This window comes from Alteromonas sp. OM2203 (genome assembly GCF_048517045.1).
Taxonomy (GTDB): Bacteria; Pseudomonadota; Gammaproteobacteria; order Enterobacterales; family Alteromonadaceae; genus Alteromonas; species Alteromonas gracilis.
Genome location: NZ_CP183209.1, coordinates 267,135 through 290,340, shown reverse-complemented (window position 1 = coordinate 290,340; position 23,206 = coordinate 267,135). Strand labels below are relative to the sequence as shown.

The following is a 23,206-nucleotide window of genomic DNA, read 5'->3' as shown; positions in this document are numbered from 1 at the left end:
TTTGCCTTTGTATAACGTTAATGCATTACATCATGACGACGTCGTACTTATCCTGGTTGTACAGTGTTTCTGTTTGTACCTTAATCTGCTTAGATACAAATACTTCGAGTTCGGCCAGCATATGAGACTCCTCCCCCATTAGCGCTTCTGCTACTTTGGGAGACGCATAAACCACAAATTTATCAGCGTCATAGGCGCGATTAACCCGCACTATTTCACGCATTATTTCAAAACAAATGGTTTCAATAGTTTTCACTGTGCCACGCCCTTTACACACAGGGCACTCACCACAGAGAATATGCTCAATACTTTCACGGGTGCGTTTACGGGTCATTTCAATCAACCCCAACGCGGTAAAACCGTGAATATTAATTTTGGCTCTGTCCTTGTTAGTCGCTACCTCTAGTGAATGTAAGACACGTCGTTTATGATCTGGTTCAATCATATCGATAAAGTCGATAAGGATCATACCGCCAAGATTACGCAGTCTTAGTTGCCGAGCTATTGCTTGCGTCGCTTCAGTATTGGTATTAAATATGGTTTCTTCTAAATTACGGTGCCCAACAAAGGCGCCAGTATTTATGTCTATGGTGGTCATAGCTTCGGTTTGGTCGATGATGAGGTAACCACCAGATTTCAAGTCGACCCGACGTTCAAGCGCGCGCTGCGCTTCATTTTCAACATCGTATAGATCAAAGATAGGTCTATCGCCGGTGTAGTACTCAAGCTTGCCGTTCATTTCAGGCACATATTCTTTGGTGAACTGAAAAAGTTCTTGGAACGATAACTTTGAGTCTATGCGTATTCTATCGAGTTCTGTGCCTACAAAGTCACGCAATACGCGCCGTGCAAGCGGTAAATCTTCATAAAGCACATTAGATTTGCGTTTTTTCATGCGAGACTGAATTTTATCCCAGAGTCTTCGCAAGAAAGCGGCGTCTGACTGCAGTTCATTTTTGCCTACACCCTCTGCTGCGGTGCGCAAAATGAAACCACCGTTTTCATCACAAAACTCTTGCACCAACGACTTCAAGCGCTCTCTTTCGGCTTCTTCTTCGATGCGTTGGGATACGCCTACATGGGTAACTGAAGGCATAAATACAAGATAACGGCTTGGGATAGTAATGTCTGTTGTTAAGCGCGCGCCTTTAGTGCCAATTGGGTCCTTTACCACCTGAACCACAATATCTTGACCATCTCGCACCAACTCGCGAATGTCTTGTTTTTGAATATGGCTTGCCGAGACTTCCTCTGCAATTTCGTTATGAATGACAATGTCCGACGCGTGTAAAAAAGCCGCTTTCTCTAAGCCGATATCAACAAAAGCTGCCTGCATACCGGGCAATACACGGCTTACTTTACCGCGATAGATATTGCCAACCAGCCCGCGTTTAGTGTGGCGCTCGACGTGTATCTCTTGCAATATTCCGTTTTCAATCAGAGCAACCCGAGATTCTGATGGTGTAACATTAATAAGCAGTTCAGCACTCACGACACAACTCCAAATGCGTTGAGTAATTGGCGGGTTTCATAAAGGGGTAAACCTATTACAGCACTTGCGCTGCCATTAATTGATACCACAAATTCCCCACCAAGACCTTGAATAGCGTAACTCCCTGCTTTATCAGCAGGTTCTCCTGTCTCCCAGTATGCGTCAATTTGCTCATCCGTCAATGCTGCAAAAGTCACAGAGGTAGTGATAACTTGGGTCTGTTGCTGCGAATCACTCAATGCGCTGATAGCTGTTAACACCTCGTGCTGCTTTCCAGAAAGCATTCTCAGTATTTTTTTAGAGTCGGCTTTATCAATTGGTTTCCCAACGCTTTGCCCCTCAAAGGCAATTAGCGTATCGCTTGCTAAGATAACGGTACCTGCGGTCATAGAATGCCGTGCTTCTAGCTGAGCTTTAACGGCTTGCGCCTTTTCAGCTGCAAGGCGTGTAACGAGCGGTTGCGGTGTTTCATTGAGGCGCGGCGACTCGTCAATATCGGCAGGATGTATTGTATGCGCAATGTTCATCTGCTTGAGCAACGCGGTGCGTCTTGGTGATGCTGACGCTAATACTACCGATTTAGTCATTGACTTACCTTTGGTTAAAGCAAAAAGAGGGGTGGATCAGGATATAGAAAACTGTCTTCGGGTACGTCTTAGCAGCCAAAATACCCAAGGCCATAGCACCATAGACGTTAAAACTGGCCACAAATAATCCACCTGAAAATAAATATCGGTTAAAAGGTGCTGAACCCAAAACGTCATGAGGTGATAAAGCGATGACATAAGACCAATAATTATCGCCTGCTGCCACACGGAGTAGTTGCGTAAGCGTTGATAGTTTGCCGCCAATATGTACACACTAAGGCTCAACCCTAAACTGTGAATCCCAAGCGTTGTGCCAACTAACACGTCCATTGCCACCCCTGTTATAAAGGCAACACCAACATTAACTCTATGAGGCAGCGCCATGCTCCAATAGGCTAGCACGACCAATACCCAATCAGGGCGATACACGTCGACCTGCGAAGGTAAAGGTACAATTTGAAGAACCAGTGCAACCAGAATGCTTAGCCAAATAACGAGGTTACGTTTACGCATCGGACGCTTTCTCCTCGTTCTCGATTACATCATCAACTTCGGGTTCCGATTTATCTTCATCTGGCTTACTTTGCCAAAGAAGAAGAAGGTGGCGAAGCCTGTCTAAATTAGCCAAAGGCTTAACGATAACCCGGGCAAAAGGCCGGCTTTCATCGCGCACAACTTGCGTGACTTTTGCCACAGGATAGCCTTCAGGAAAAACGTTTCCTAAACCGGAAGAGATAAGCGTGTCGCCTTCTTGTATATCAACGCTGTGGGGAACATGCTCAAGAAAAAGTTCATTGAGGGCACCGCTTCCCGTCGCGATAAAGCGGATGTCGTTGCGAAGAGATCGCACGGGAATGGCGTGGGTAACATCGGCGATAAGTAAAACACGACTGTTTGTCGACCCTACTTCCATTACTTGGCCCACAATGCCCTTGTCATCAAGCACTGGTTGAGATAAGTAAACGCCATCTATGGCCCCTTTATTTATTACCACTTGCTGGCTGTAGGGGTTTTTATCTACAGCCATAAGCTCGGCGACCATTTTTCGCGAGGTCTCTCTCACTGGCGCTTGTAATAACTCACGAAGCTGGGCATTTTCTTTGGAAATAACATCGAATTGCTGCAGCTTCTCACTCAACAACAACAGCTGATTATTGAGCTTTTGATTTTCAGCCAATAGCTGTTCTTGGGACGTAAGACGCTGAGCGCTTTCGCTAAGTAAAAGCCCAGGAAGGTTAGCGATATACTGGAGGGGGCTCATTAAAGAGTTCAGATAAACTCGCGTCGATTTAAAGCCATCCAATTTATGATCGACAAATATCAGTGTCACTGACAAAACAAGCGCCAGTGTTAATCTGATATTTAAAGAGGGCCCACGAGTAAAAATAGTATCCATGATACAAATAAGGCAACCTTACGGTTGCCTTTCCTGTTTATTCGTAGCTAAACAGGTCGCCACCGTGAAGGTCAATCATATCGAAAGCCTTACCACCGCCGCGTGCTACACAGGTCAGCGGGTCATCAGCGATAACTACTGGTATACCCGTTTCTTCCATTAGCAATCTATCTAGGTCTTTCAGTAACGCACCACCGCCGGTTAGCACCATACCGCGCTCTGAAATATCTGAAGCAAGCTCAGGTGGAGACTGTTCCAGTGCAACCATAACTGCAGAAACAATACCGGTTAACGGCTCTTGAAGTGCTTCCAAAATTTCGTTTGAGTTTAGCGTAAATCCGCGAGGTACGCCTTCTGCAAGGTTGCGGCCACGAACTTCAATTTCACGCACTTCTTCACCAGGGTACGCTGCACCAATTTCATGCTTAATACGCTCTGCGGTGGCTTCACCAATTAGTGAACCAAAGTTACGACGAATGTAGTTGATAATCGCTTCATCGAACTTATCACCACCAATACGCACAGAAGAAGAGTAAACAACGCCGTTAAGTGAGATGATCGCAACTTCAGTGGTACCACCACCGATATCAACGACCATCGAACCTTGCGCTTCAGATACCGGTAAACCTGCACCAATCGCCGCTGCCATTGGTTCATCGATAAGGAAAACCTCACGGGCGCCAGCGCCAAGCGCTGACTCTTTAATTGCGCGGCGCTCTACTTGGGTTGAACCACAAGGTACACAAACCAAAACACGAGGACTAGGACGAAGAAAATTATTATCATGCACTTGTTTGATAAAGTGCTGGAGCATTTTTTCTGTGACGTAAAAATCCGCGATCACGCCGTCTTTCATCGGGCGAATAGCACGAATATTGCCCGGCGTTCGGCCAAGCATTCGTTTAGCTTCCGCACCCACCGCAGCCACGCTTTTAGGGCCAGCCGCTCGTTCTTGGCGAATAGCTACTACTGAAGGTTCATTAAGTACGATACCTTGGTCTTTTACATAAATCAGCGTGTTAGCTGTTCCGAGGTCGATGGACAGATCGTTAGAGAACATGCCTCGAAGCTTTTTAAACATGAAGAGTGTATTCCTGTTTCTGTGTTAACGCGTATTTGCAAAGGTGAGATGGCGACGCTTTAACGTGAAGTCGATAGTTATCCGCACACTTTAACAATGGGGGCAATTTTGGGCAAGCGATGCTGTGACTTAGAGCAAAAATAACTGCAATAAAAAAAGCGACATGAGCGCTTACCCTGTAAAGGTATACCACTATACGCGTTTATCAATTGAATCCTAGGTTAGACCCACATAATGACCGCGTAAAAAAAAGAAGGTTCAATACAACGCCAGTTTATTACTTTTATTCGTTATTGATTTGCTCTCTTTTGTAAATGATATTGTCGTTTCCTCGATAAACACCGTAAGTTAGCGTTGCGCTAGGAGGATTATCAGCCTCGCCATCGCCATCCCAATCCCACAGTAACCATGCATCTGGGGGATAACTTACCGGATAGTTACCAGCGCCGTTTGGCGACGATAAACGCATACCTTCGCCAGTAGTATACGCACCTTCACTTAGGGTTCCGTCTTCAGACGAAATCAGCTCACCGGAAGCGTCGGTAATGTTAGCGTGTTCAAAATCAGTACAGCTATCATTAGCGTTTATTCGCCACGTTTGACCGTCCCAATATTGAGTGCGAAGCGGCAGTAACAAAGCTTCATCTGCTCCGCCATAGTTGTTTATCAACGTGGCTCGGGCATACGCAAAACTAATTGCGCCTCCGAAATCGTCAACACATGAACCACCGCAAGAAAGCCCATTAAAGTTTGCACCTTCTATTTGTCCGCTATCTGCCACCAGCACAATAGCGGCATTAATATATGCGCCATCGAGCGCTGTGCCGCTCAAGCGGCTAAATGTTATGTCATTATCAGAAAAGCTAATTTGCCCTGTCGCTCCGCTTTGAGGCCACCCTATCGCGTTTATGTTTTCTAAACGGTCCAGCAAACTTCCTTCGTGCTCAACCTGTAAACCGAGACTGGTAAGCTTGTCAAAGCCATCGTAGTAATTTACCGTGCGGCTGCCATTTTGGTTAAGGGCAGTAAGAGAGAAGCTCACTTCGCTAATTGGCTGACCAAAGTAGTTGAACGCATCATTCGCCGTACACGCCGCCACTACATTTCCCGTCAGTGCAAAATTAGAGGGCGCAAACCTGCCCACATTGTTTACCTCGCCAAGTACGGTAGAGTTTGTTAAATACGCACTTTGCGCAGCGACAGATATAGTACCAACCTCATCGTAATTTAAAGCCAAGCTAACTATACCTTCGTTATCAAAATTAACGGCAGTAGCGCTTAATGAACCTGCTGTCCCACCTGCTGGCAAGATTTGCTGAGGGGTCAGAGTAACACTCCCTGAATAATGTTCGGCTGTGTTGTTATTAGCTAATTCTGCGAAGTTATCCGGTATACCGTCGTTATTGCTGTCTTCGCCATCAACCCACTGCACAGTACGAAGGCCTAGTACAAAATCTTCTCCCGTGCGCTTCAGCAGTGAGCCATTCGCGTTAGTCGCATATCCGTTGAGATTAGTACTGGTTCCACTGTCATTTAAAATGTCCATTGCGAAACCGAAAGGGCGAACTGTGAAGATATTTGAAGACCCAGATATTGCTGTTCTGTCAGTGATGATTCCCGTAAGCGACAATTCACCCGCGTCAGGATACTGCACCGTAAACTCAGCGCGAGAGTTTGCATCGAACTGCAGCGCGAATGTTTCAGCTGACAACCCCAGTTTATACGTATTGTTGTTATTAGTTAGCGCTAGCTTGTTCGAGCAATTGCTAGCGCTTGCGCAATTGTATTTAAGGTCAACATCCACAACTTTGTTTTTCAAGAGTTCGGAATTGCCACACGCCTCTACAGCATAAGTTTTACCGTTAAAACCTTGGTCAGATGGCTTGCCCGATAGTTGGGTGACTATGGTCGCATTGTTGTCGGTAAGGTTCTTAAACACTAAACCATCGTCTTCAAAATTAATCTTACACCCTTCGATCCCCACTTCTTTTCCGCCAACAAAACAGCGAAGCTGGGACGATGGCGTTTCACCTAGCGTTGCAATATTTGTATCGTTTCCTCTCAAACTTTCTAGGGCTAACGAAATTTGTCCAGTAAACGAGACGACATCGTTTCCACTCCACTTAAAATTGTTACTATTTTGAGGTGACAGCTTAACCGTTGAAGGCTGAGAGTAAATAAGGTCGCAATTCACATCAGCACAGGCTTTAAGCGTTATCTGTTTTGCCGCGCAGCTACTTCCTTTGTTGTCCGCTAACTCATAGCGATAGTGATTTAATACCTCGATAACCTCTCGACCGCATATGCCGGGAATGTTATTAGGTACTTCGTTCGCAGTTACTTTAAGAGGCGCAGGAATATCTACTTGGGGCGAAGCAACAGACCCAATCCCCCCGCCGGCGTTAAATCGCCCAACAATGGTTTCATCACCTACGTTAGCAAATGTTATCGTGCCTTTGGCAATAACTAACGCTTGGGGGTTGGAGCCATCAATGAGGACGTCACCATCTACATAAATAGCTAAATAGGCGCCATCAGCGACGGTGACATTAGCACTAGCCATAACAAAGCGGGTGGGTTGGCCAACTGGATTTGTACCTGGGTCGGAAATATAAATGCGTGTTGGAGCAACAACGTTATAGTTTCCCGCTGCCATCAACACATTCTGCCTGTTGAAGTAGTAATTCCCCGCTAGATTACCTGCGACTATTTCGGGACCGCTATCATCAACAGTAATACTAGGTATTGCTCTAGCCTGTGACTCAGTCAGTGAGTCTGTGTTATTCACGATACAGTCAGCACCAGGCTCTCCACACTTAGGATAATCTGCTGTACCAGCTGTTCCTCCGGGGATTAATTGGGTTGCGCTTAGTACGCCGCTGTTTTCATCGATAATACGGCTATTAGCGGGAAGATTAATGGCCGAGCCGCCAAATGCTGCTACCGCGCCAGGAAATGCCACGTCACAACTTGGCACTTCACCACTAAATACAAACTCTGATGTCATGGCCAGAATACTGGCCTCTTCTTCGGCGTGATTACGTTCTGAATCTAAACTTCGGTCTTCATCAACACGAAGCCCCAATCTATTTTTGTTTACCTGACAACTGCGCAGCCAGCCTCCGTCTTGACCGTTGCGGCTAATCTTACTCGCAGCGACTAACGGCGTTTGCGTATAATTATTTTTAAAGTTATTTAGAAAACAGCCGTCACTCCACCCTTTAATGAGCACATCCGCAAAATCTGCCTCCCAAACCACCTCGACACCATTGTCGTCAAAGAACCTGCGATCAAACCCTTCCGTGGTAGCCATATAAGCAACGGTTTCGGGTCGTGTTACAGGTTCATAATCTGTTTCTGATGCTTCCAAGGCGATGTAGTAGGAAGGCGCTTCATATTTTGCTGCAATGGTTAGAAATGGCAGTAAATGTTCATTGGGCGGCTTCTTCCCATTTACGTCCACTTGATTATTCACGGTTTGAATAGAATGGAAAAATACTGGCCGCTCACCAAAGTCTGTTTGTAATGGCACTTCTGCATATCGCGCATCCTCAGTACCCGGAACTAATGGCCCTGATGGAATATACCAAGGCGAGTTGGTAGAAGCTTGGATAGTAGTAGCATCCAGCTCCATTTTTCCTACTTCAACAATGTCTCCGTCAGGGAATTCGTGAACGCCGTAGGCGATGGCTAAATAATGCCCACCCATTGTGATATGAGGGCCATCTTCACCAGAGGGCTCAAGCGGCAATGCTTCAAAACCAGTTCTGGTGACGTTGCGAATTTTGACTATAGCAGGGTTATCACCTTGGTTTGTTGAGAGCATAAATACGGCTGGTGGCTCATCGTAAACCTGAGAAAAACTAATTGTGGTCCACTCTGCCTTGTTATAAGTATTTTGAAGTTCAATGAACCTGCCTTCAATTTGAGGTACGGCAAGCACCGGAAGTGCTAATACAGATAGCATCCCAATGAAAAGGGCTCGAACAAGAGATATTCGGTATGTCATTATTCTTCCTGCCTTACTTCAACAAGCACGCGTTTTGAGGTTTCAAGTTGGCCTACACTGCAATGCGCTTCGGCCCCTAACGCATAAACCCTAATTTCACCGGCGGCCACTTCAGGCTCTTCAACCTCGTCCTCCACCTCACAAGAGAGTGTAATAACACAATTCTGCACGTTCGCTGCACTGATAATTACTGGCTGAGTAATAGCAGCGCATGCTGGGTTATTACCGTTAATTAGCCTTGAAATCGCAACTTCCATTCCGCTTTGTGCCGCCAGATAAGCCCGGGCACCATAATATTCAATGGATTGCTGGCGGATGTTGGATGAAATTTGATTAGACAGCGCTATACCAAGCCCTAAAAGAACAACACTTATTATAATCGCAACTATTATTGTAGAGCCTTTTTGACGAGCTGGAGAAGCAGATAAACCAAGAATACGTTGGCCTCTACGATGGTTTATTAACTGGGGCGTTTTTTTACTAGGGCACATTAGGGAAATGAACCTCATGTACAACCGATATCTGCTCATCATCACTACTCTCTAGCGTCATTTGCAGCTCTATAAGACCATTTTGTCGCAGGCCTGCGGTCACTACGTTCGCGCTCCACGATGCCACATTAGTACCAAGAATGCCGGAAGTAGCACCTTGAGTTCTTATTAAACGTTCACCTTGGGCGGTAGATGTTCTGCATACTGTCACTTGCGCTTCTGGAACAAAGAAGCGTTTGCCTGGGGAAGTTTGCGTATTGGATGTACTAAGTGTGAGATCAAATTGATTATCGCTAGACGGGTCGGCAGCGGCATCTGCAATAACATCTATTGTTCGTCCGTTGTCAGTCACGCTCTGCGGATTTGTCGGGTATATAACCAGGGTATCATTCACACTCAACTGACTATTGAACACGACTACGTGCATGGGGTTATTAAACGCATCGCCCACGTAGGTGCCACTTTCTTTTATCGGATAATAAGAAAGGCACCCTAGACTTGCGTCAAATGACACAGAGTTTGGCACCACATTGCGTAACTCTTTTTCCAGTCGCAAAATAATAAAGCGTGCGTCTGAAACAAGGCGAGTACGCTCTGCACCTGTTATATAGATTTGCGCACTTAAAGAAATCACCTGCGCCACAGAAACACTAATTACGCCCAAAATAGTGATAACCAAAATAAGCTCTATTAGCGTAAAACCGCGCTGGCGCTGAGCTTGTCGTGGAGACATTAATAGCTCCCTCGATAAGCGCTGAAGTTGTAAACTTGGCCGTCTGGGGCGGTAACGGCAATATCAATGCGCTTGAACGTTTGACCGTCTGTTGGCGTGCTATCGTTCAGATCACTGTCATAATCTACCGCAACGGTAAAGCCGTAATTGTTGTAGTTCCCCCCCACATTGCTAACTACATAGCCATTGTAATCGTCGACATCATCATACTCATCTTCATTAGCTTCTTCCGGGCCGAGTGTGGTCGAACAGTTACCCTTAGCATTACAGGTTTCAAAAGGCGGGCTTCGGTCACTATTTTCATCATAAGAGCGACTTAGAATATCGTTCATCAACGACTGACCTAATTTCGCAGCTTTTACTTGGCGAAATGGCTCAGCCGTTTGTTCAGCTTGCGGTACGATTAGCGACAGCACAATAGTTAGGCTAATCGTGAATACAACAATACCAATTACTAGCTCTAACAAAGTAAAGCCTTCACTGCGTTTTCTACGCGTAGGAAACATTGCGCTAGCACGCATAAATGGCTCCTTCACTCTGAAGGCACACAGCAAAGGTGCTTATCTGGATTTTGCAGTTTGTTGAGCAGGCGATGTTTCTCGGTCTGCCAAACCCGTCAAATTGGATTTGAGAAAAACTATTGCCGTTTTCATCGGCAGCTTGGAAGGTGAAGTCAGTACTAGAGGCATTGACGACTTGATCATCATCAAAAGCGGTAGAAAGTGAATTTGCGCAATCGTGACCAGCGGGTGGTGCAATGACGGTTGCAGTGACTTTTACACAACTGTTGTCTTGTACGTTTTGCATCGCGCGAAGCTGCATATTACGCACTAACTGAAGGGTTCTGTCGCGAAGCGCAATGGCTTCTTCAGTATCGTTACCAATAAAGCGAGGTGCGGCGGTAACCGCCAGCACCCCAATAACCAATATGGTTATAATAAGTTCTACTAAAGTAAAACCGTTTTTCTTCACATTACTCTACGCAAGTGTTGACTGTAATAGTAGGTCGCTCGCCTACGCCAGCATTAACATATTGTACTGAACATTTATCACCGGCTGTATCAGGAGCATTCGCAACATCCGAATAGTCTCCGTACCCTGTGTAGTAAATAAATGCAGTGTCGGTGCCATCAGTTGAAACTAAGTATTCATCAGGTAAGTCTAGTAGCTTTGTGAAATTCGCAGCATCATCACCATCTGGATAACCATTAACAGTTGTCACATCTGTTGCAGCATCGTTTACGCCGTTTCCATTAAGATCGACGAACCCAGTCGCTCCAGCTTGATCTTCAATGAGCGCTTTTCCATAGATGACAGATGAAGCAGACTCCAGGGAACCAGCAATACCTTCTAATACTGAATCACGGGCATCGTCTTGAAGGTTCAAAAACTTAGGTGCTGCGGTTACCGCTAGAATACCCAGCAATACAATAACTATGATTAACTCGATTAGGGTGAAACCCTGTTGTGTTGATACTTTTTGCATAATCAAATTTCCTGAGTATTAATTAAAAAACAGTAACCTGGCCAGTGGCTGGGTTATAGGTGAAACCGTCGAACGCGGTGCCATCTGGAGCGCCATCTGCAGGTGCCGTGTTATTAGGCAAGCCCATAGACTCAACTAGGTAGTAAACACATTGGGTATTAGTCCCCGAATCATCTTCGCGAACCGCATATCTGAAATCAGCGACCACGGCATCGTTAGTTGACGTAGTATTGGTCGGCGCTGATTGCAAAATAAGGTCGAACACATTTTTGCACTCAGTTTCATTTACCGTTGTGATCAACGTATTGCCTGTTGCGCTACCTGTCGGATAGCCAATGGTACCGTCAACACCAACTGGTGTTTGGTCATAGGTCACAACCGTACCGTTACCATTGCCGTTATTCCCGCTAGGGCGACCTTCCACTTCCCACTGCGCTCTAACAAGTCCAACCGCCGCTGCGAATCCACCTGCTACACCTTCAACGCTGGCTTCTCGTGCTTCGTCAGTAACATCAATGAAGCGCGGTAGTGCGGTTGCCGCAAGTAAACCTAAAATAATGACAACAATAATCAACTCAATAAGAGTAAAGCCTTGCTGTTTCGTGTTCATAACATCTCCTAGATTACAAAATAAGCGACTCGCTCCGGCGCTTAGTTAACTTCTTCTTTCTATTACAACGCCGCTACCCGCGTTGTACTCAAACCAAACCCTGTTTTGTATAAAAAATGCACACTGAAGATAACCATTTACGTAATCATCGCGTACCACTATTTCAGATGGCATGGACATTTCTCTTAACGTCGCTAGCGTGTATAAATATTCACAGGCTTTACCTTGGCCTTTAGCAAGACCTTCAGGCCACCCTTTGACATTAACAAAAAGCTCCGCAGCCACGTCTTTTTGCTGTTGAATATTTCCGCTAGCGTCAAAGTCGGTTTCATATATCAAAACCGTTTGCTGCTTCGTTTTTATCCACTGTGCCCTTGCCAGCATCACTACGCGCTGAAATTGAGCAACGGCGTTCTCTTTATTAACGTCTTCAGCTTCTTTAACTATTGATGTCGCATGGTAGATATAGGATGACGAAACGATAGCTAGCAACGTTCCTATCACAATAAAGTTAAGCAAACCCGTCTTAGAACCCGCCACTTAATTCCCCACTCTACGCGCGCCCACTTAACCGCCTTTTACCGCAGACATCATGTTCCACATTGGCGTAAATATACCCAGCGCCAGTATCAATACCATTATTGCAACAAACCCTATCAGTATAGGCTCTATCTTGGCTGTTAAGCTCTTAAGGTCAAAGTCAACTTCTCGCTCATAGTAGCCTGCGCTTTCCTCTAAAAGTGTTTCTAAACGACCGGTTTCCTCACCCACCGCTACCATTTGCAAGACAATGGTCGAAAACAGCTCGCTATTTTTCGACACTCTCAGCAAACTTTCACCTTTTTCAATGCCCTGACGCATTTCTTTAATGCGCATCTGCATATAAGCGTTATCCACAGCATCAGCGGTTAAAGACAGCCCCGCCGTCAGTGGTACACCTGCACGCAGTATCATAGAAAAACTGCGGCTATACCTTGAAAGTAATGATCGCTCAATAATGCTTCCCACAACAGGCAACTTTAGTTTAAATTTGTCCCACTTAAGTCGTCCATTAGTCGAATTAACATATTGTTTAGTCGAGAAAACTCCACCAATAATGATGAGTAAAAGTAGCCACCAATAGTTAACAAAGAAATCTGATGTTCCTATCAATATGCGAGTCATCAGCGGTAGCTCCGTATCAAAACGTTCAAACATTTGTGTGAATACTGGCACAACAAATATGTTTAAAATAAACATAGCAATCACCAGAGCAATGACTACAAAGGAAGGATAACGAAGCGCCGATTTTATACGTTTTCGCGTTTCTTGCTCTCGTTCGAAATAAAGCGCTAGCTGTAAAAAAACGTCATCTAATTTACCGGTATTTTCGCCGACCACCACTACCGAAATAGTCAATCGTGTAAAGACCCTTTCATATTTAGACATGGCCACCGACAAACTCCGTCCTTGTTCAAGCTGTTCGGCGATATCTTTTAATATTTCCTGGAAGCGTTTGTGAGAAGCGTTTTCGCTCAGCCCCTTTATAGCTCGAATAATGGGAATCCCTGCTTTTAACAATGAGTACATTTGGCGAGAAAAAATAATCATCTCATCTAACCCGACCTTTGCCTCAAAAAGCCGCCCTATATTGAAGCCTTCGCCTTGATCGGCAGTCTCTGTTTTCTTTGTCTCTTCAATTGTGACGGGAATGATATTTTTTGACAGCAGAGCCTGCGCCGCGGCTTGCGCAGACGCGGCTTCAATAATCCCTTGCAAAGGACTACCTTGTGCTGATTTCCCCGCGTAGCTGAATTGTGTCATTAGTGGTTCACCACTTCTGGAACAAACTCAGACACCTTAAAGACCTCATCTAATGATGTTTTACCTTCTGCGGCATAATCGAGAGCCATATGAGAAAGCGGAATAAAATCTTTATTTGCCTTAGTCGCATCAACAAAACCCTGCGTATTATCGTCACGCAAGGCCTCCATCATGTCTTCATTCATCTCTAGAAATTCAAAGACGCCAATACGCCCTTTGTAACCTGTATGGTTACAGCTATTGCAGCCTCTTCCTTTATAAAAAGAAGCGTTAGCAAGTTCTGGTTTTAAGAAACGAACCCAAGCCTGCTCTTGAACCGTAGGCGGTCGCTCTGCTTTACAGTTTTCACACACGCGGCGAACTAATCGTTGAGCGAGAACACCACGTAAAGACGTAGCCACCAGATATGGCGCCGCGCCCATATCGATTAGACGGATTGCACTGGTTACTGAGTCGTTAGTATGCAGGGTACTCAGCACCAAGTGACCGGTGAGCGCCCCACGAAGACCTATTTCAACCGTCTCTTGATCACGCATCTCCCCCACCATGATAATGTCTGGGTCCTGGCGTAGGGTTGTACGCAAAATAGCGGCAAAATCTAACCCTATTTTATTATTAACTTGGACCTGATTAATGCGAGGCAAGCGGTATTCAATAGGGTCTTCCGCGGTAATTATTTTTAAGTCTGGCTTATTTAACTCGCTCAACGCACCGTAAAGCGTAGTGGTTTTACCTGACCCCGTCGGCCCCGTTACCAAAATCATTCCATGAGGACGACTAATAGCTGCCCGAAACTTTTCCGCCATTGCCGCTGGCATACCCGTTTGGTCTAGGGTTAACAGACCTGCTGACTGGTCGAGAAGACGCATTACAACCGCTTCACCGTTAGCCACCGGCATGGTCGATAAACGCACATCAATAGTGTGACCTTTAACTTTAATGTTAAAACGCCCATCTTGAGGGATTCGTTTTTCAGAGATATCAAGGCCCGACATCAGCTTTAGCCTAAGCACTAGAGCAGAGGCAATTTTCACTTGATCCAGTGTATTTTCCTGTAGAACGCCATCGACGCGCTGACGGATGCGAAGAATTTTTTCATCTGGCTCTATATGAATATCCGATGCACGTACCTGAACGGCATCTTCAAAGATAGAGTGAAGGAGCTTAACGACCGTCGCGTCAGAGGTGTTTTCATCGAGGGCTGATAATTGAAAGTCGCCTTCATCAGCGTATTCTTCACCTAACTTCTCTGCAAAAGACGCAATATCTTGGGTACGACGATACACGCTATCAAACGCTTCAAGCATCTGACTTTCCTGAACGATAGCAAGCTCAATATTGCGAGGCGCTACAAGCGGGCCTAACTGATCTAGGCCACCTAAATCTGTAGGGTCACTCATTCCTATTAGCACTTCGTCGTCATTTGCTTCAAGCACTAAGGCACGATATCGGCGTGCGTAAGTTTCCGGGATAAGTTGGGCTTGCACCGGATCTATTCGGCGCTGAGTAATGTCTAAAAAAGGAATATTTAATTGCTGCGCTAGAAAACGAAGAAGTTGTTGCTCGCTGATGAAACCCAAATCGATAAGTGTATCCCCTAACTTACGTCCGGACATTCGTTGGCTTGCCAACGCATCATCGAGTTGCTCACTTGAAATGATCCCTTCGTGAACTAATAAATCGCCAAGACGCATCTTTAATCGAGGGCGCATTAAGGTTGCTCCTTTAAACCGTTGAGGCGCGAGCTGGCGTATTGCGCTGACGCAGTAGAAAGTCCGCCGATAGCAAGTGCTCTAGAGTAAGATGATAAAGCCAGGCTGGCATTGTTTAATGCATCGTAGTTGACACCTAATGCCAACCACCATTTTGCGTTTTCTGGCTGAAGTGACGTCATTGCACTGAATGCCGATACGGCTTGGGTTGGATAATTTATGGCTTGCGCCGCCGTCCCTTTAAGTATGAGATAGTCCGCCCGTTTTTCAACCAAGGCTTTAGCGTCGAGGTGGTCAGGCATAAGACTCAGCACCTCTTCAAAACGATTTTCTTGCACTAAAATTTTGGCCATTAACTCACGCCACTCTAAGTTCTCGGGAGAGAGCATAATGCCTTCAGAAAGAACTCGCAGTGCTTGTTGGCTGCTATTTTGTCCAAAATACAGGGCAGCAAGCTGCTTCCTTGCCTGTTCATTTTTTGGAGAGGTCGTTAACGCGAGATTAAAACTTTTCTGCGCTTCTTCGAACATACCAAAATTATAGGCTTTGAGCCCTGCCTCGAGATGCACAGCACTTTGCTCTTCAGAAGATTTAGGCGCAACATCGACGGTTGGTTGTCTTGATATAATCCCCGATGAGGTTACTGAATCGCTGACTTGTCGATCATATTCGCTATTGCTGACCGCTACTTCTTCTTTGATGGTGGGCGACAAGGTTGTATCAGTTGTCATAGCGTTAGCATCTGATTGCTTAGCCGATGAATCGCCTTGCGCTTGCGCTTTATACTCAGCCTCGTCGTCTTCAATTGTTTCATCAATACGAGTAAAAACAAGGTCGACAACATCCGAAGGCGTGACTTGATAAGCTAAATCTTGGTCAGATAAGGGCGTTGAACTCATCCCCTCTCGTTTATTTTCAGATTCTGCCGTCGCACTTTGCTTGTGCTTATCTTCAAGGCGTTCCACCGCTTTTTGCGGACTAGCAGCGTTTGTATTTACCAGATTATCGCTTTCCTTATTATCAAAAACAAAATTATCAAAAACAAAACCAGAAAGTCGCCACGCCAGAGTAAGGAAAATTACAATTACAAATACAACGCAGATTTTGAGCAGAGGCGAGCGCTGAGATACTTCGACGGTGGGCGGCAACCCAAAGTCTTCGGATTGATTGCGGTTGTCTAAGGACTTAAGCGTGTCGTTTAAGATGCTCATAAACCACCAGCCCCATAAATATGCAACATGCCTAATGCCCCTAATACCGCGAGAGACGCTAATACAATACTCTGTCTAGGTATGAAACGACGCTTGCAATCATCGGTATCAAATACCGCATTCAAAGTATGAAACCAATTTGCTGAACTTTTACCTTGACCATAGGCGCGGAGCAAAATTTTGTGGCAAACAATGTTAACTAACCTAGGTGTACCTTTAGTTACCAACGCAATAAATGCACGTAATCCACTTGATATAAGATGCTCGTCTCCACCCGCAGTCTTCAACCTATGAGCAATGTAATAATCTACCTCAGGAGGGGTCATGGTGCGCAACGTGTATGAAAAGCTTATACGCTGGCGGATTTGCCTTACTTTGGAATTCGCCAAATTATCATCAAGCTCAGGCTGACCGAACATTACAATCTGTAGAAGCTTACTTTTTTCAGTCTCAAGATTGCTGAATAAGCGAAGCATTTCTAGCGCATCCCAGCTTAACGACTGCGCCTCATCTATAATAAGTACCGCCTGACGCCCTTCTTTTTTCAACGCTAAAAGTTGAGTCTCAATTGCGCTATGTAGCCCTTGCAAGTCTGACTTCCCGTTTATTTCTAAACCCAATTCTTTAGCAAACGCAAAGCGCAGCTCATCTGGCGACAAATAGGGATTCGGGAGGTAGCAGGCTACAAACTTATCAGAGAGGTGATTAATCAATTTACGGCATAATAGGGTTTTCCCTGTACCCACCTCTCCTGTCACTTTTATAAACCCTTCTGACATGCTTAATGCAGACAGAATAACTTTCAGCGCTTCATTATGCGGTGCTAACGCACAAAAGAACTCCGTATTTGGCGTAAGCGAAAACGGCATGTCAGTGAAGTGATAAAAGTGCTGGTACATAATTACTCTCTATACCACTGGTCAAGTAGCGACTGAGTGCGAAGGCGCTGCTTTTCCCATGTATCCGGCTGCACGACAGAAGGACGTATCAAGATGACTAGTTCGCGTTTACTTTGCGTTTTGGCCTTGTTTTTAAACGCGTTGCCGATGAAGGGAATATCACCTAACAGCGGAGTTTTCGACTCTTGCTCGCTGGTAACGGTTTCCATCAGTCCACCAATAACCACAATTTCTCCGTCTCTGGCGCGAATTACCGTGTCAGACTCTCGAATGTTGCTTTGTGCAAGGGGGAGCAAAATTTGCTGGTCGCCCACTTGAATCACTTTAGTTTGCTCCGCAGTCTCGGTTACTGAGGGATGGACATGAAGTATAACCGAGCCACTTTTATCAATTTGCGGCGTGACGTCTAACGCAATACCTGAGAAGAATGGCGTAAGCTCAATGTCGTTTTCGTTTTCAGTCTGTGTGGCGCTTTGATCTTCGCTGGTTGACACATCAGTAACGAAGTACTCATCTTGTCCAACTTTTATGACAGCCTTTTGATTATTAGTTACTGTAACTCTTGGGTTGCTCAGCATCTGTACATCACCCTGAGTTTGCAACATGTTAATCACACCATCAAAATCGCCTCGAGATATTCGAAGTGTCGACACACCGCCAATATCCGTAGAAATAGTGTTACCAATTGCGTTAACTGCATTAATAGCTGGGTTTATTCCTGCAGCCGTATTCGCGGCGGAGTTAGAAGCCAGCGCGCCTCCGCTAAAACCAAAATTAACACTTCCGGTAAGCCCGCTCGCAATGCGATCCCAACGTACACCCTGTTGATAACCATCATTCAACGTAACTTCAATAATACGCGCTTCTAACACGACTTGGCGCTGCAAGCTTTCTTGGCTTTGATTCAGAAAATCTCTTACCACTGCAATTTCACTGGGCAATGCGCGAACGGTAACCAAGCCTGCTTGAGGGGAAACAACCACTTGACGTCCTTCTGTTGGTGACACCAAAACTTTCAACGCTTCTTTCAGATCGCTCCAAAAATCGTTTTCACTGGTTGTTTGAATGTTAGAGCCGTTAAGCTGCTGAATATTGTTACCGCCTTGGCCACCAAAACCACCTTGTCCGCCAAAGCCGCCCTGGCCACCCAATGCGTTGCCGCTAATGTTGTTATTACCGTTTATACCGCCGTTGTTACCACCGTTGTTTTGGTCCTGCTCACTCACTCCGCCAGCAATAACGCTCACATTTGAAACGCCAAACCGTTTGATCATCAAAAAGTTAACGGGGATAGACTCGGTTTTTAATTGAGACGGCATGACCTGAATAACCTTGCCTTCCAAAAACGCATCCAATGGATACATTCTAGAAATAATAGTTAATACATCGTCTAATGCCACGTCTTTGAGCGTTAAGCTAATTTGGCCAGATACTGCGGGATGAACGGCTACGCTGTAAGGCGTATCCTCAACCAATGCATCAAAGAAGGGACGCACGTCAACGTTATTTGCCGATACCGCAAACGTTTTTTGAGACACGGGGGCAGGAAGTGATTGGTAACGGGCGACCTCAGACAGCAGCTCTTGGTTTAATTGGGGTGGTGGCGCTGGCACGCTAGACGTATTATTCTGCGAACGGTTTAGTTCGTCACGAATGTGAGGTTTCACTTCCTCTCCAACACCGTACGTTTGACAACCAGCAAGTACACATGCTGCTGCCAAAAACAGTGCATTTAAAGTGAGATTATTTTTTAATTTCATATTCATACATTCTTAGTGTTTTTTGCTGACGCCCGTTGGTAATAACCACGTCTTTAGAATTAATTCTGGAAATGGTGTACTCACCAATCGTATCCCCTTCGCGATAAGACTTTCCCGATATGATTGCGCTGAAACTATTACTGCGTGAAAAAATGGATTGAAGCGTGAACTCACCGTCGGCGGTACTGGTTTCACTAGGCATGCTGGACACCCCTACTGCAGGCTTTGTCGGGTCTAGGGCGGCCAAAGCAGGGGAAAGCGCCACGATAATTGGTACTACACTTATCAATATCATTGTAGAGAGCTTCACATTCTCTCCTTATAGCGAGATGAAAGTTGCGTTACTACTCACCGTTGCCAACCCAAGAGCTAATGTGGCAGTAGGGTATTCGCCTACACGGTACGTAAATTCTGTTACTACTACCTTTTCTGGCGCTGCTTGCAAGCGTGCTAGGTAATGACGTAGTTCGAAATAGCTGCCCTCAATAACTAAGCGCATGTTATGACGATAAAACGGCGTACTTTGTGTATCTCCTTCGCCAAACCGAATGGTTTGTGTTGGCTCTACACTAAAGTTAAGCAGGCGTATATCGTTCTCTTCGTTCAACAGTGTCATCAGCAAGTCGGGCATTTTATCTGCAGCGACGAACCCTTCGTCAAATCCAAGTAACGCCTCATCTGCTGCAAGCAATGCTTTTCGTGCATCATCCAATGATTGCTGCATCCGTTGGGTGTAATCGATAGAGAGAGCCTGTTGAATCGCGTCTCTTTGGATGATTAGGGCCTCCTGCTCACTTTCCTTTCTTGCAAGTGACTTATCTGCCGCTGACAGTCTATCCAGGGCCGGCGAAATGCCAAACCAAAAGAAAAGGTAAACAATAAGCCCAGCGCTTACCCATAAAATGAGCTGTTTTTCTCTATCTTGTAGCGCTGAAAACTTTTCAGAGAGTTGTTGATATTGACTCATCAGCCTCTCCAACGAAATCAGTAGATATGAAAAATTCTTTTACGTTTTCGTTTCCGTCAACTTCATCAAATTTGACCGACGAAAATGCCTTCCCTTCAAAGAACGGCGACTGCTGTAGCGCTTTCAGCCATTGCGGTATGACAGACGGAGTCACCGTCTGACCAGCCAATCGAATTCGTTGTATATTTATTTCGATGTCGGTTAGCCAAAGGTTGGGGTTGTGGTAGTTAGCCAAATCATCCATCACTTCACCATATCGAGTAGCGTCAAATGAAAGCTCCCCGCTCTCGAGGTAAGCTAGCAATTGCTTCCTGCTATCAATTTTTGAATTTATACGGTCTAACTCTTTCTGCAGGTTTTTAGTATCTCGCTTGGTTTCAAGCGCTGTATTCAACGTTTTGATTTCACTCTCAGTCACCTTAACTGAAGCCGTTTTCTGTGCTAACTCATCTTGCTTATTGTTTAAGACAAGGTTAAGCAAAATTACCGCACTAACCATAATTGTTAGCACTCCGCCCGTTATAAAAAGTACGTTAGAAAGTGGAAGGCGCTCTTTTTCAGGTATTAATGACCAGTGGTAGAGGTTAATCGTTTTTTTCATTGGCCCTCTCTCGCGGCTACAAGCGCACTGGCCAGAGCAAAATGACAGGTTGCCTCTACCACATCAGCTAATTGAAGCTGTGGCGTAAACACATTCATTGCTGCGGGTTGAAATGGCTTTAAACGCTCTATAACTGGTATACAGTCAAACTGAGTGTTAAATAGAATTTCTTTAAGCGGAGGTTGCTTTAACTGCGACTCATAAAAATCCATTGAACGCTGAATTTCCAATCCTAAGGCATCGCTTAACTGAGACATGCCCGCATCGTTATCTACCTTATTTACAAAGCCTCGAAGACGACGAGCTAGCCAAATTACTCGCGAGCGAACAATTATCAAAAAGGGTTCACTATCAGGCTCTTGAACAATAAGTAGCCGCGCATAATCATCATCGGGCACCATTTCGGTAATCAATATTTCTTTCGTATGAATATGGATTAGCGCCTGCTTTTTCTTTCTTGCTATTGTTTTAACTACTGAGGATAAGGAAGATTTCTCGGCGGCAAATACATTTATTTTCTTACCGCCCACACGTGTTTGTACGGGATAGTCAACATAGTCCAGCACCATATTGTTAGCGTCATAGGGGACTAACTCACCGAGCGTCCAGGGTAAAGCAGCCGCTATATCCTCTTCCGGCACATCAGGCTTTTCTACTTGAACCATCTGATACATATCTTGAGAGAGCACGATAGACAGCCGGAATGATTCTTTTTCAAATGCGCTCAAAGCACTGCTGATTTGTTTATCAAGGGGAGCTTGAGGGTCAAAAGGAAAAGATGTAACTGAACCGAGCACAACGCTATTTTCACCACAATCAACGGCAACAAGATGCAACTCAGCGGCACCTATAGATATTCCTATTGTGAGCGTTGTTTTTTTCGTTTGCGAAGTAAACGGTTTAGAAAACATAGATCCACTTAGTTCGTTAATGTCGGGGATTACCGTATGATTTAAAATACCCCAATGCGTTATTGAGTAATATAACGCTAAACAAAAAGTAGACTAATTATCTAAATAGAACAAACACCTACATAAGTATAACCTAATGAGCAAAAAAGTTGTCTGAAGTAGTGTTTAGTTAGTAAGGCTGGTAACTGAACCGTCAGCAGGAAAGTAATCGAAATAACTTCCGCTACTTAGACTAAAGCGACACCAATAGTTATCGTCGCCATCATCTAACTCTGCGTAGTATCGAGCGTTAACTTTAAAGCCGTCCACACGCAAAGGCGCGGCCACCAAAGCTTTCCATATATTCTCGCATCCTGTATCTGATAATTCATAGCTAGGCCAACCATTGTGGCTCATGCGGACGGGCGTTCGGTTAACCTCACTGCCTGATTCATCATAGTGAATAAGCATAATCATGTTTGTCGGCTGCCGAACTCGCCATTGCCAGTGAGAAGCAACAATATGACGCTTGAATTTGTCTAATTGAGCAGCAAAAGCCTTGGTTGTTGTATCTTCTTCTCCCGTGTGAAGAAAGCTCATCGTAACCCCTAATGTTATGGCGAAAATAACAGCAATAAGTGCTTTTGTGATGGTCGCCATAGAAGAAGTTTCTTTATTCTTTGTTTTCATTAGCCTTCTCTCAATCAATCTTGAGCAGTAGCGTGTCTTATTTTGTAACTTACCCTATTATCGGCAGTTTTAGAAAATATTGAAGGAAGGCTCAACAAATCGCGGAAACGTTATAATAGACACTAGCCACGTCTAAATATTGTTAGCCGCTTCAACATCGTATTTTCTAAGCGCAGTGACACCCCAAAAGTCACCATCTTTTTGCGTAAGTTCCCACCCATTTTTCATTAACGCTTTTCGCGTAAAATAGTTCGTCATACCATGCCCGAAAAGCACAATGCGTTGATGGCTATTGCTCAAACTTTCGATGCGTAGAGAGAGTTCTTCAACTCTCTGTCGCGCACACTTGAAGCTTTCAAAGCGACCTTTAAAACCCATAATCCACAGCGTACGGCTTAATAGTACCCAGTGCCAAGTGCGTAAAACAAAGGGAAGCTTGTAATAAGGAATATCCATTTCCTTAAGATTGAAAACCTCTTCATCAACGCGAGTCACGCCGTAGTACGCGGCTGACAGTTTAGCTCTCAGTAATGGGCTAACAATAATGTAGCTATTTTCGATGGATACTTGCTGCTTGGGATGACTGGCTGGATCTAAAGGAGATTTATTGTAATTGCGTACCCAATTAGCGTAACTTGCCGAGTTAACTTTTTCATTGTGGGCGGAAAGAGGCTTCCCGTGTCGAATGAGTATTACTTCTTTTATTGAAGTCAAAGCTATAACGTCCCTGTTAATGATAGATGCCTAATTAGAATGAGTTCGCATTAAAAAATAACGCGTCTTACGTT

Annotated in this window: 24 protein-coding genes; all 24 read right to left on the bottom strand. The window is 45.1% G+C overall.

The features are described 5' to 3' along the window. Nucleotides 1–25 precede the first annotated feature (25 nt). The gene (gene rng, locus ACM0P2_RS01295; protein ID WP_120962836.1) at nucleotides 26–1,492 is read right to left on the bottom strand and encodes a ribonuclease G; all 1,467 of its coding nucleotides are present in this window, start codon (nucleotides 1,490–1,492) and stop codon (nucleotides 26–28) included. Continuing rightward, complete coding sequence (locus tag ACM0P2_RS01290) at nucleotides 1,489–2,079, bottom strand: Maf family protein (protein ID WP_419227161.1); 591 nt, start codon at nucleotides 2,077–2,079, stop codon at nucleotides 1,489–1,491. The genes rng and ACM0P2_RS01290 overlap by 4 nt, the downstream gene beginning before the upstream one ends. Nucleotides 2,080–2,115: 36 nt before the next feature. Beyond that, nucleotides 2,116–2,592 (bottom strand): rod shape-determining protein MreD, encoded by a 477-nt coding sequence (mreD, locus tag ACM0P2_RS01285; RefSeq protein ID WP_419227160.1) that lies wholly within the window; start codon nucleotides 2,590–2,592, stop codon nucleotides 2,116–2,118. Continuing rightward, nucleotides 2,585–3,475 (bottom strand): rod shape-determining protein MreC, encoded by an 891-nt coding sequence (mreC, locus tag ACM0P2_RS01280; protein ID WP_419227159.1) that lies wholly within the window; start codon nucleotides 3,473–3,475, stop codon nucleotides 2,585–2,587. The genes mreD and mreC overlap by 8 nt, the downstream gene beginning before the upstream one ends. Nucleotides 3,476–3,512: 37 nt before the next feature. After that, complete coding sequence (locus ACM0P2_RS01275) at nucleotides 3,513–4,556, bottom strand: rod shape-determining protein (protein ID WP_012516782.1); 1,044 nt, start codon at nucleotides 4,554–4,556, stop codon at nucleotides 3,513–3,515. Nucleotides 4,557–4,839: 283 nt separating this feature from the next. Beyond that, nucleotides 4,840–8,565, bottom strand: coding sequence for a DUF6701 domain-containing protein (locus tag ACM0P2_RS01270; protein WP_419227158.1), 3,726 nt, complete (start codon nucleotides 8,563–8,565; stop codon nucleotides 4,840–4,842). Next, the gene (locus ACM0P2_RS01265) at nucleotides 8,565–9,056 is read right to left on the bottom strand and encodes an agglutinin biogenesis protein MshP (protein WP_419227157.1); all 492 of its coding nucleotides are present in this window, start codon (nucleotides 9,054–9,056) and stop codon (nucleotides 8,565–8,567) included. The genes ACM0P2_RS01270 and ACM0P2_RS01265 overlap by 1 nt, the downstream gene beginning before the upstream one ends. Continuing rightward, the gene (locus ACM0P2_RS01260; protein ID WP_419227156.1) at nucleotides 9,046–9,789 is read right to left on the bottom strand and encodes a PulJ/GspJ family protein; all 744 of its coding nucleotides are present in this window, start codon (nucleotides 9,787–9,789) and stop codon (nucleotides 9,046–9,048) included. The genes ACM0P2_RS01265 and ACM0P2_RS01260 overlap by 11 nt, the downstream gene beginning before the upstream one ends. Then, nucleotides 9,789–10,310 (bottom strand): type IV pilus modification PilV family protein, encoded by a 522-nt coding sequence (locus ACM0P2_RS01255; protein WP_419227155.1) that lies wholly within the window; start codon nucleotides 10,308–10,310, stop codon nucleotides 9,789–9,791. The genes ACM0P2_RS01260 and ACM0P2_RS01255 overlap by 1 nt, the downstream gene beginning before the upstream one ends. Beyond that, entirely contained in the window at nucleotides 10,300–10,761 is a 462-nt protein-coding gene (locus ACM0P2_RS01250; protein ID WP_419227154.1) for a type II secretion system protein, read from the bottom strand. Before ACM0P2_RS01250 ends, ACM0P2_RS01255 begins: the two co-directional genes overlap by 11 nt. A 1-nt stretch (nucleotide 10,762) precedes the next feature. Then, nucleotides 10,763–11,275, bottom strand: a complete 513-nt coding sequence (locus ACM0P2_RS01245; RefSeq protein ID WP_419227153.1) for a type II secretion system protein — start codon at nucleotides 11,273–11,275, stop codon at nucleotides 10,763–10,765. Between the two features lie 22 nt (nucleotides 11,276–11,297). Next, nucleotides 11,298–11,885, bottom strand: a complete 588-nt coding sequence (locus tag ACM0P2_RS01240; protein WP_419227152.1) for a prepilin-type N-terminal cleavage/methylation domain-containing protein — start codon at nucleotides 11,883–11,885, stop codon at nucleotides 11,298–11,300. Nucleotides 11,886–11,930: 45 nt separating this feature from the next. Next, nucleotides 11,931–12,425, bottom strand: a complete 495-nt coding sequence (locus tag ACM0P2_RS01235) for a hypothetical protein (RefSeq protein WP_419227151.1) — start codon at nucleotides 12,423–12,425, stop codon at nucleotides 11,931–11,933. A 27-nt stretch (nucleotides 12,426–12,452) separates the two neighbouring features. After that, a complete protein-coding gene (locus tag ACM0P2_RS01230) occupies nucleotides 12,453–13,688 on the bottom strand; it encodes a type II secretion system F family protein (RefSeq protein WP_419227150.1) in 1,236 nt (411 codons plus the stop codon). Further along, nucleotides 13,688–15,400, bottom strand: coding sequence for a GspE/PulE family protein (locus ACM0P2_RS01225; protein ID WP_419227149.1), 1,713 nt, complete (start codon nucleotides 15,398–15,400; stop codon nucleotides 13,688–13,690). Before ACM0P2_RS01225 ends, ACM0P2_RS01230 begins: the two co-directional genes overlap by 1 nt. Beyond that, nucleotides 15,400–16,611, bottom strand: coding sequence for a tetratricopeptide repeat protein (locus ACM0P2_RS01220; protein WP_419227148.1), 1,212 nt, complete (start codon nucleotides 16,609–16,611; stop codon nucleotides 15,400–15,402). Before ACM0P2_RS01220 ends, ACM0P2_RS01225 begins: the two co-directional genes overlap by 1 nt. Continuing rightward, entirely contained in the window at nucleotides 16,608–17,510 is a 903-nt protein-coding gene (locus ACM0P2_RS01215; protein WP_419227147.1) for an ExeA family protein, read from the bottom strand. Before ACM0P2_RS01215 ends, ACM0P2_RS01220 begins: the two co-directional genes overlap by 4 nt. A gap of 2 nt (nucleotides 17,511–17,512) precedes the next feature. Next, complete coding sequence (gene mshL / locus ACM0P2_RS01210) at nucleotides 17,513–19,270, bottom strand: pilus (MSHA type) biogenesis protein MshL (protein WP_419227146.1); 1,758 nt, start codon at nucleotides 19,268–19,270, stop codon at nucleotides 17,513–17,515. Further along, nucleotides 19,254–19,580, bottom strand: a complete 327-nt coding sequence (locus ACM0P2_RS01205; protein ID WP_419227145.1) for an agglutinin biogenesis protein MshK — start codon at nucleotides 19,578–19,580, stop codon at nucleotides 19,254–19,256. Before ACM0P2_RS01205 ends, mshL begins: the two co-directional genes overlap by 17 nt. 9 nt (nucleotides 19,581–19,589) lie before the next feature. Then, a complete protein-coding gene (gspM, locus tag ACM0P2_RS01200; RefSeq protein ID WP_419227144.1) occupies nucleotides 19,590–20,237 on the bottom strand; it encodes a type II secretion system protein GspM in 648 nt (215 codons plus the stop codon). Beyond that, complete coding sequence (locus ACM0P2_RS01195; protein WP_419227143.1) at nucleotides 20,212–20,838, bottom strand: PilN domain-containing protein; 627 nt, start codon at nucleotides 20,836–20,838, stop codon at nucleotides 20,212–20,214. The genes gspM and ACM0P2_RS01195 overlap by 26 nt, the downstream gene beginning before the upstream one ends. After that, a complete protein-coding gene (locus tag ACM0P2_RS01190; RefSeq protein WP_419227142.1) occupies nucleotides 20,835–21,749 on the bottom strand; it encodes an agglutinin biogenesis protein MshI in 915 nt (304 codons plus the stop codon). The genes ACM0P2_RS01195 and ACM0P2_RS01190 overlap by 4 nt, the downstream gene beginning before the upstream one ends. A gap of 165 nt (nucleotides 21,750–21,914) precedes the next feature. Beyond that, a complete protein-coding gene (locus ACM0P2_RS01185; protein ID WP_419227141.1) occupies nucleotides 21,915–22,418 on the bottom strand; it encodes a hypothetical protein in 504 nt (167 codons plus the stop codon). A gap of 132 nt (nucleotides 22,419–22,550) precedes the next feature. Next, complete coding sequence (locus ACM0P2_RS01180) at nucleotides 22,551–23,132, bottom strand: phosphoglycerate mutase family protein (protein ID WP_419227140.1); 582 nt, start codon at nucleotides 23,130–23,132, stop codon at nucleotides 22,551–22,553. Between the last annotated feature and the right edge of the window lie 74 nt (nucleotides 23,133–23,206).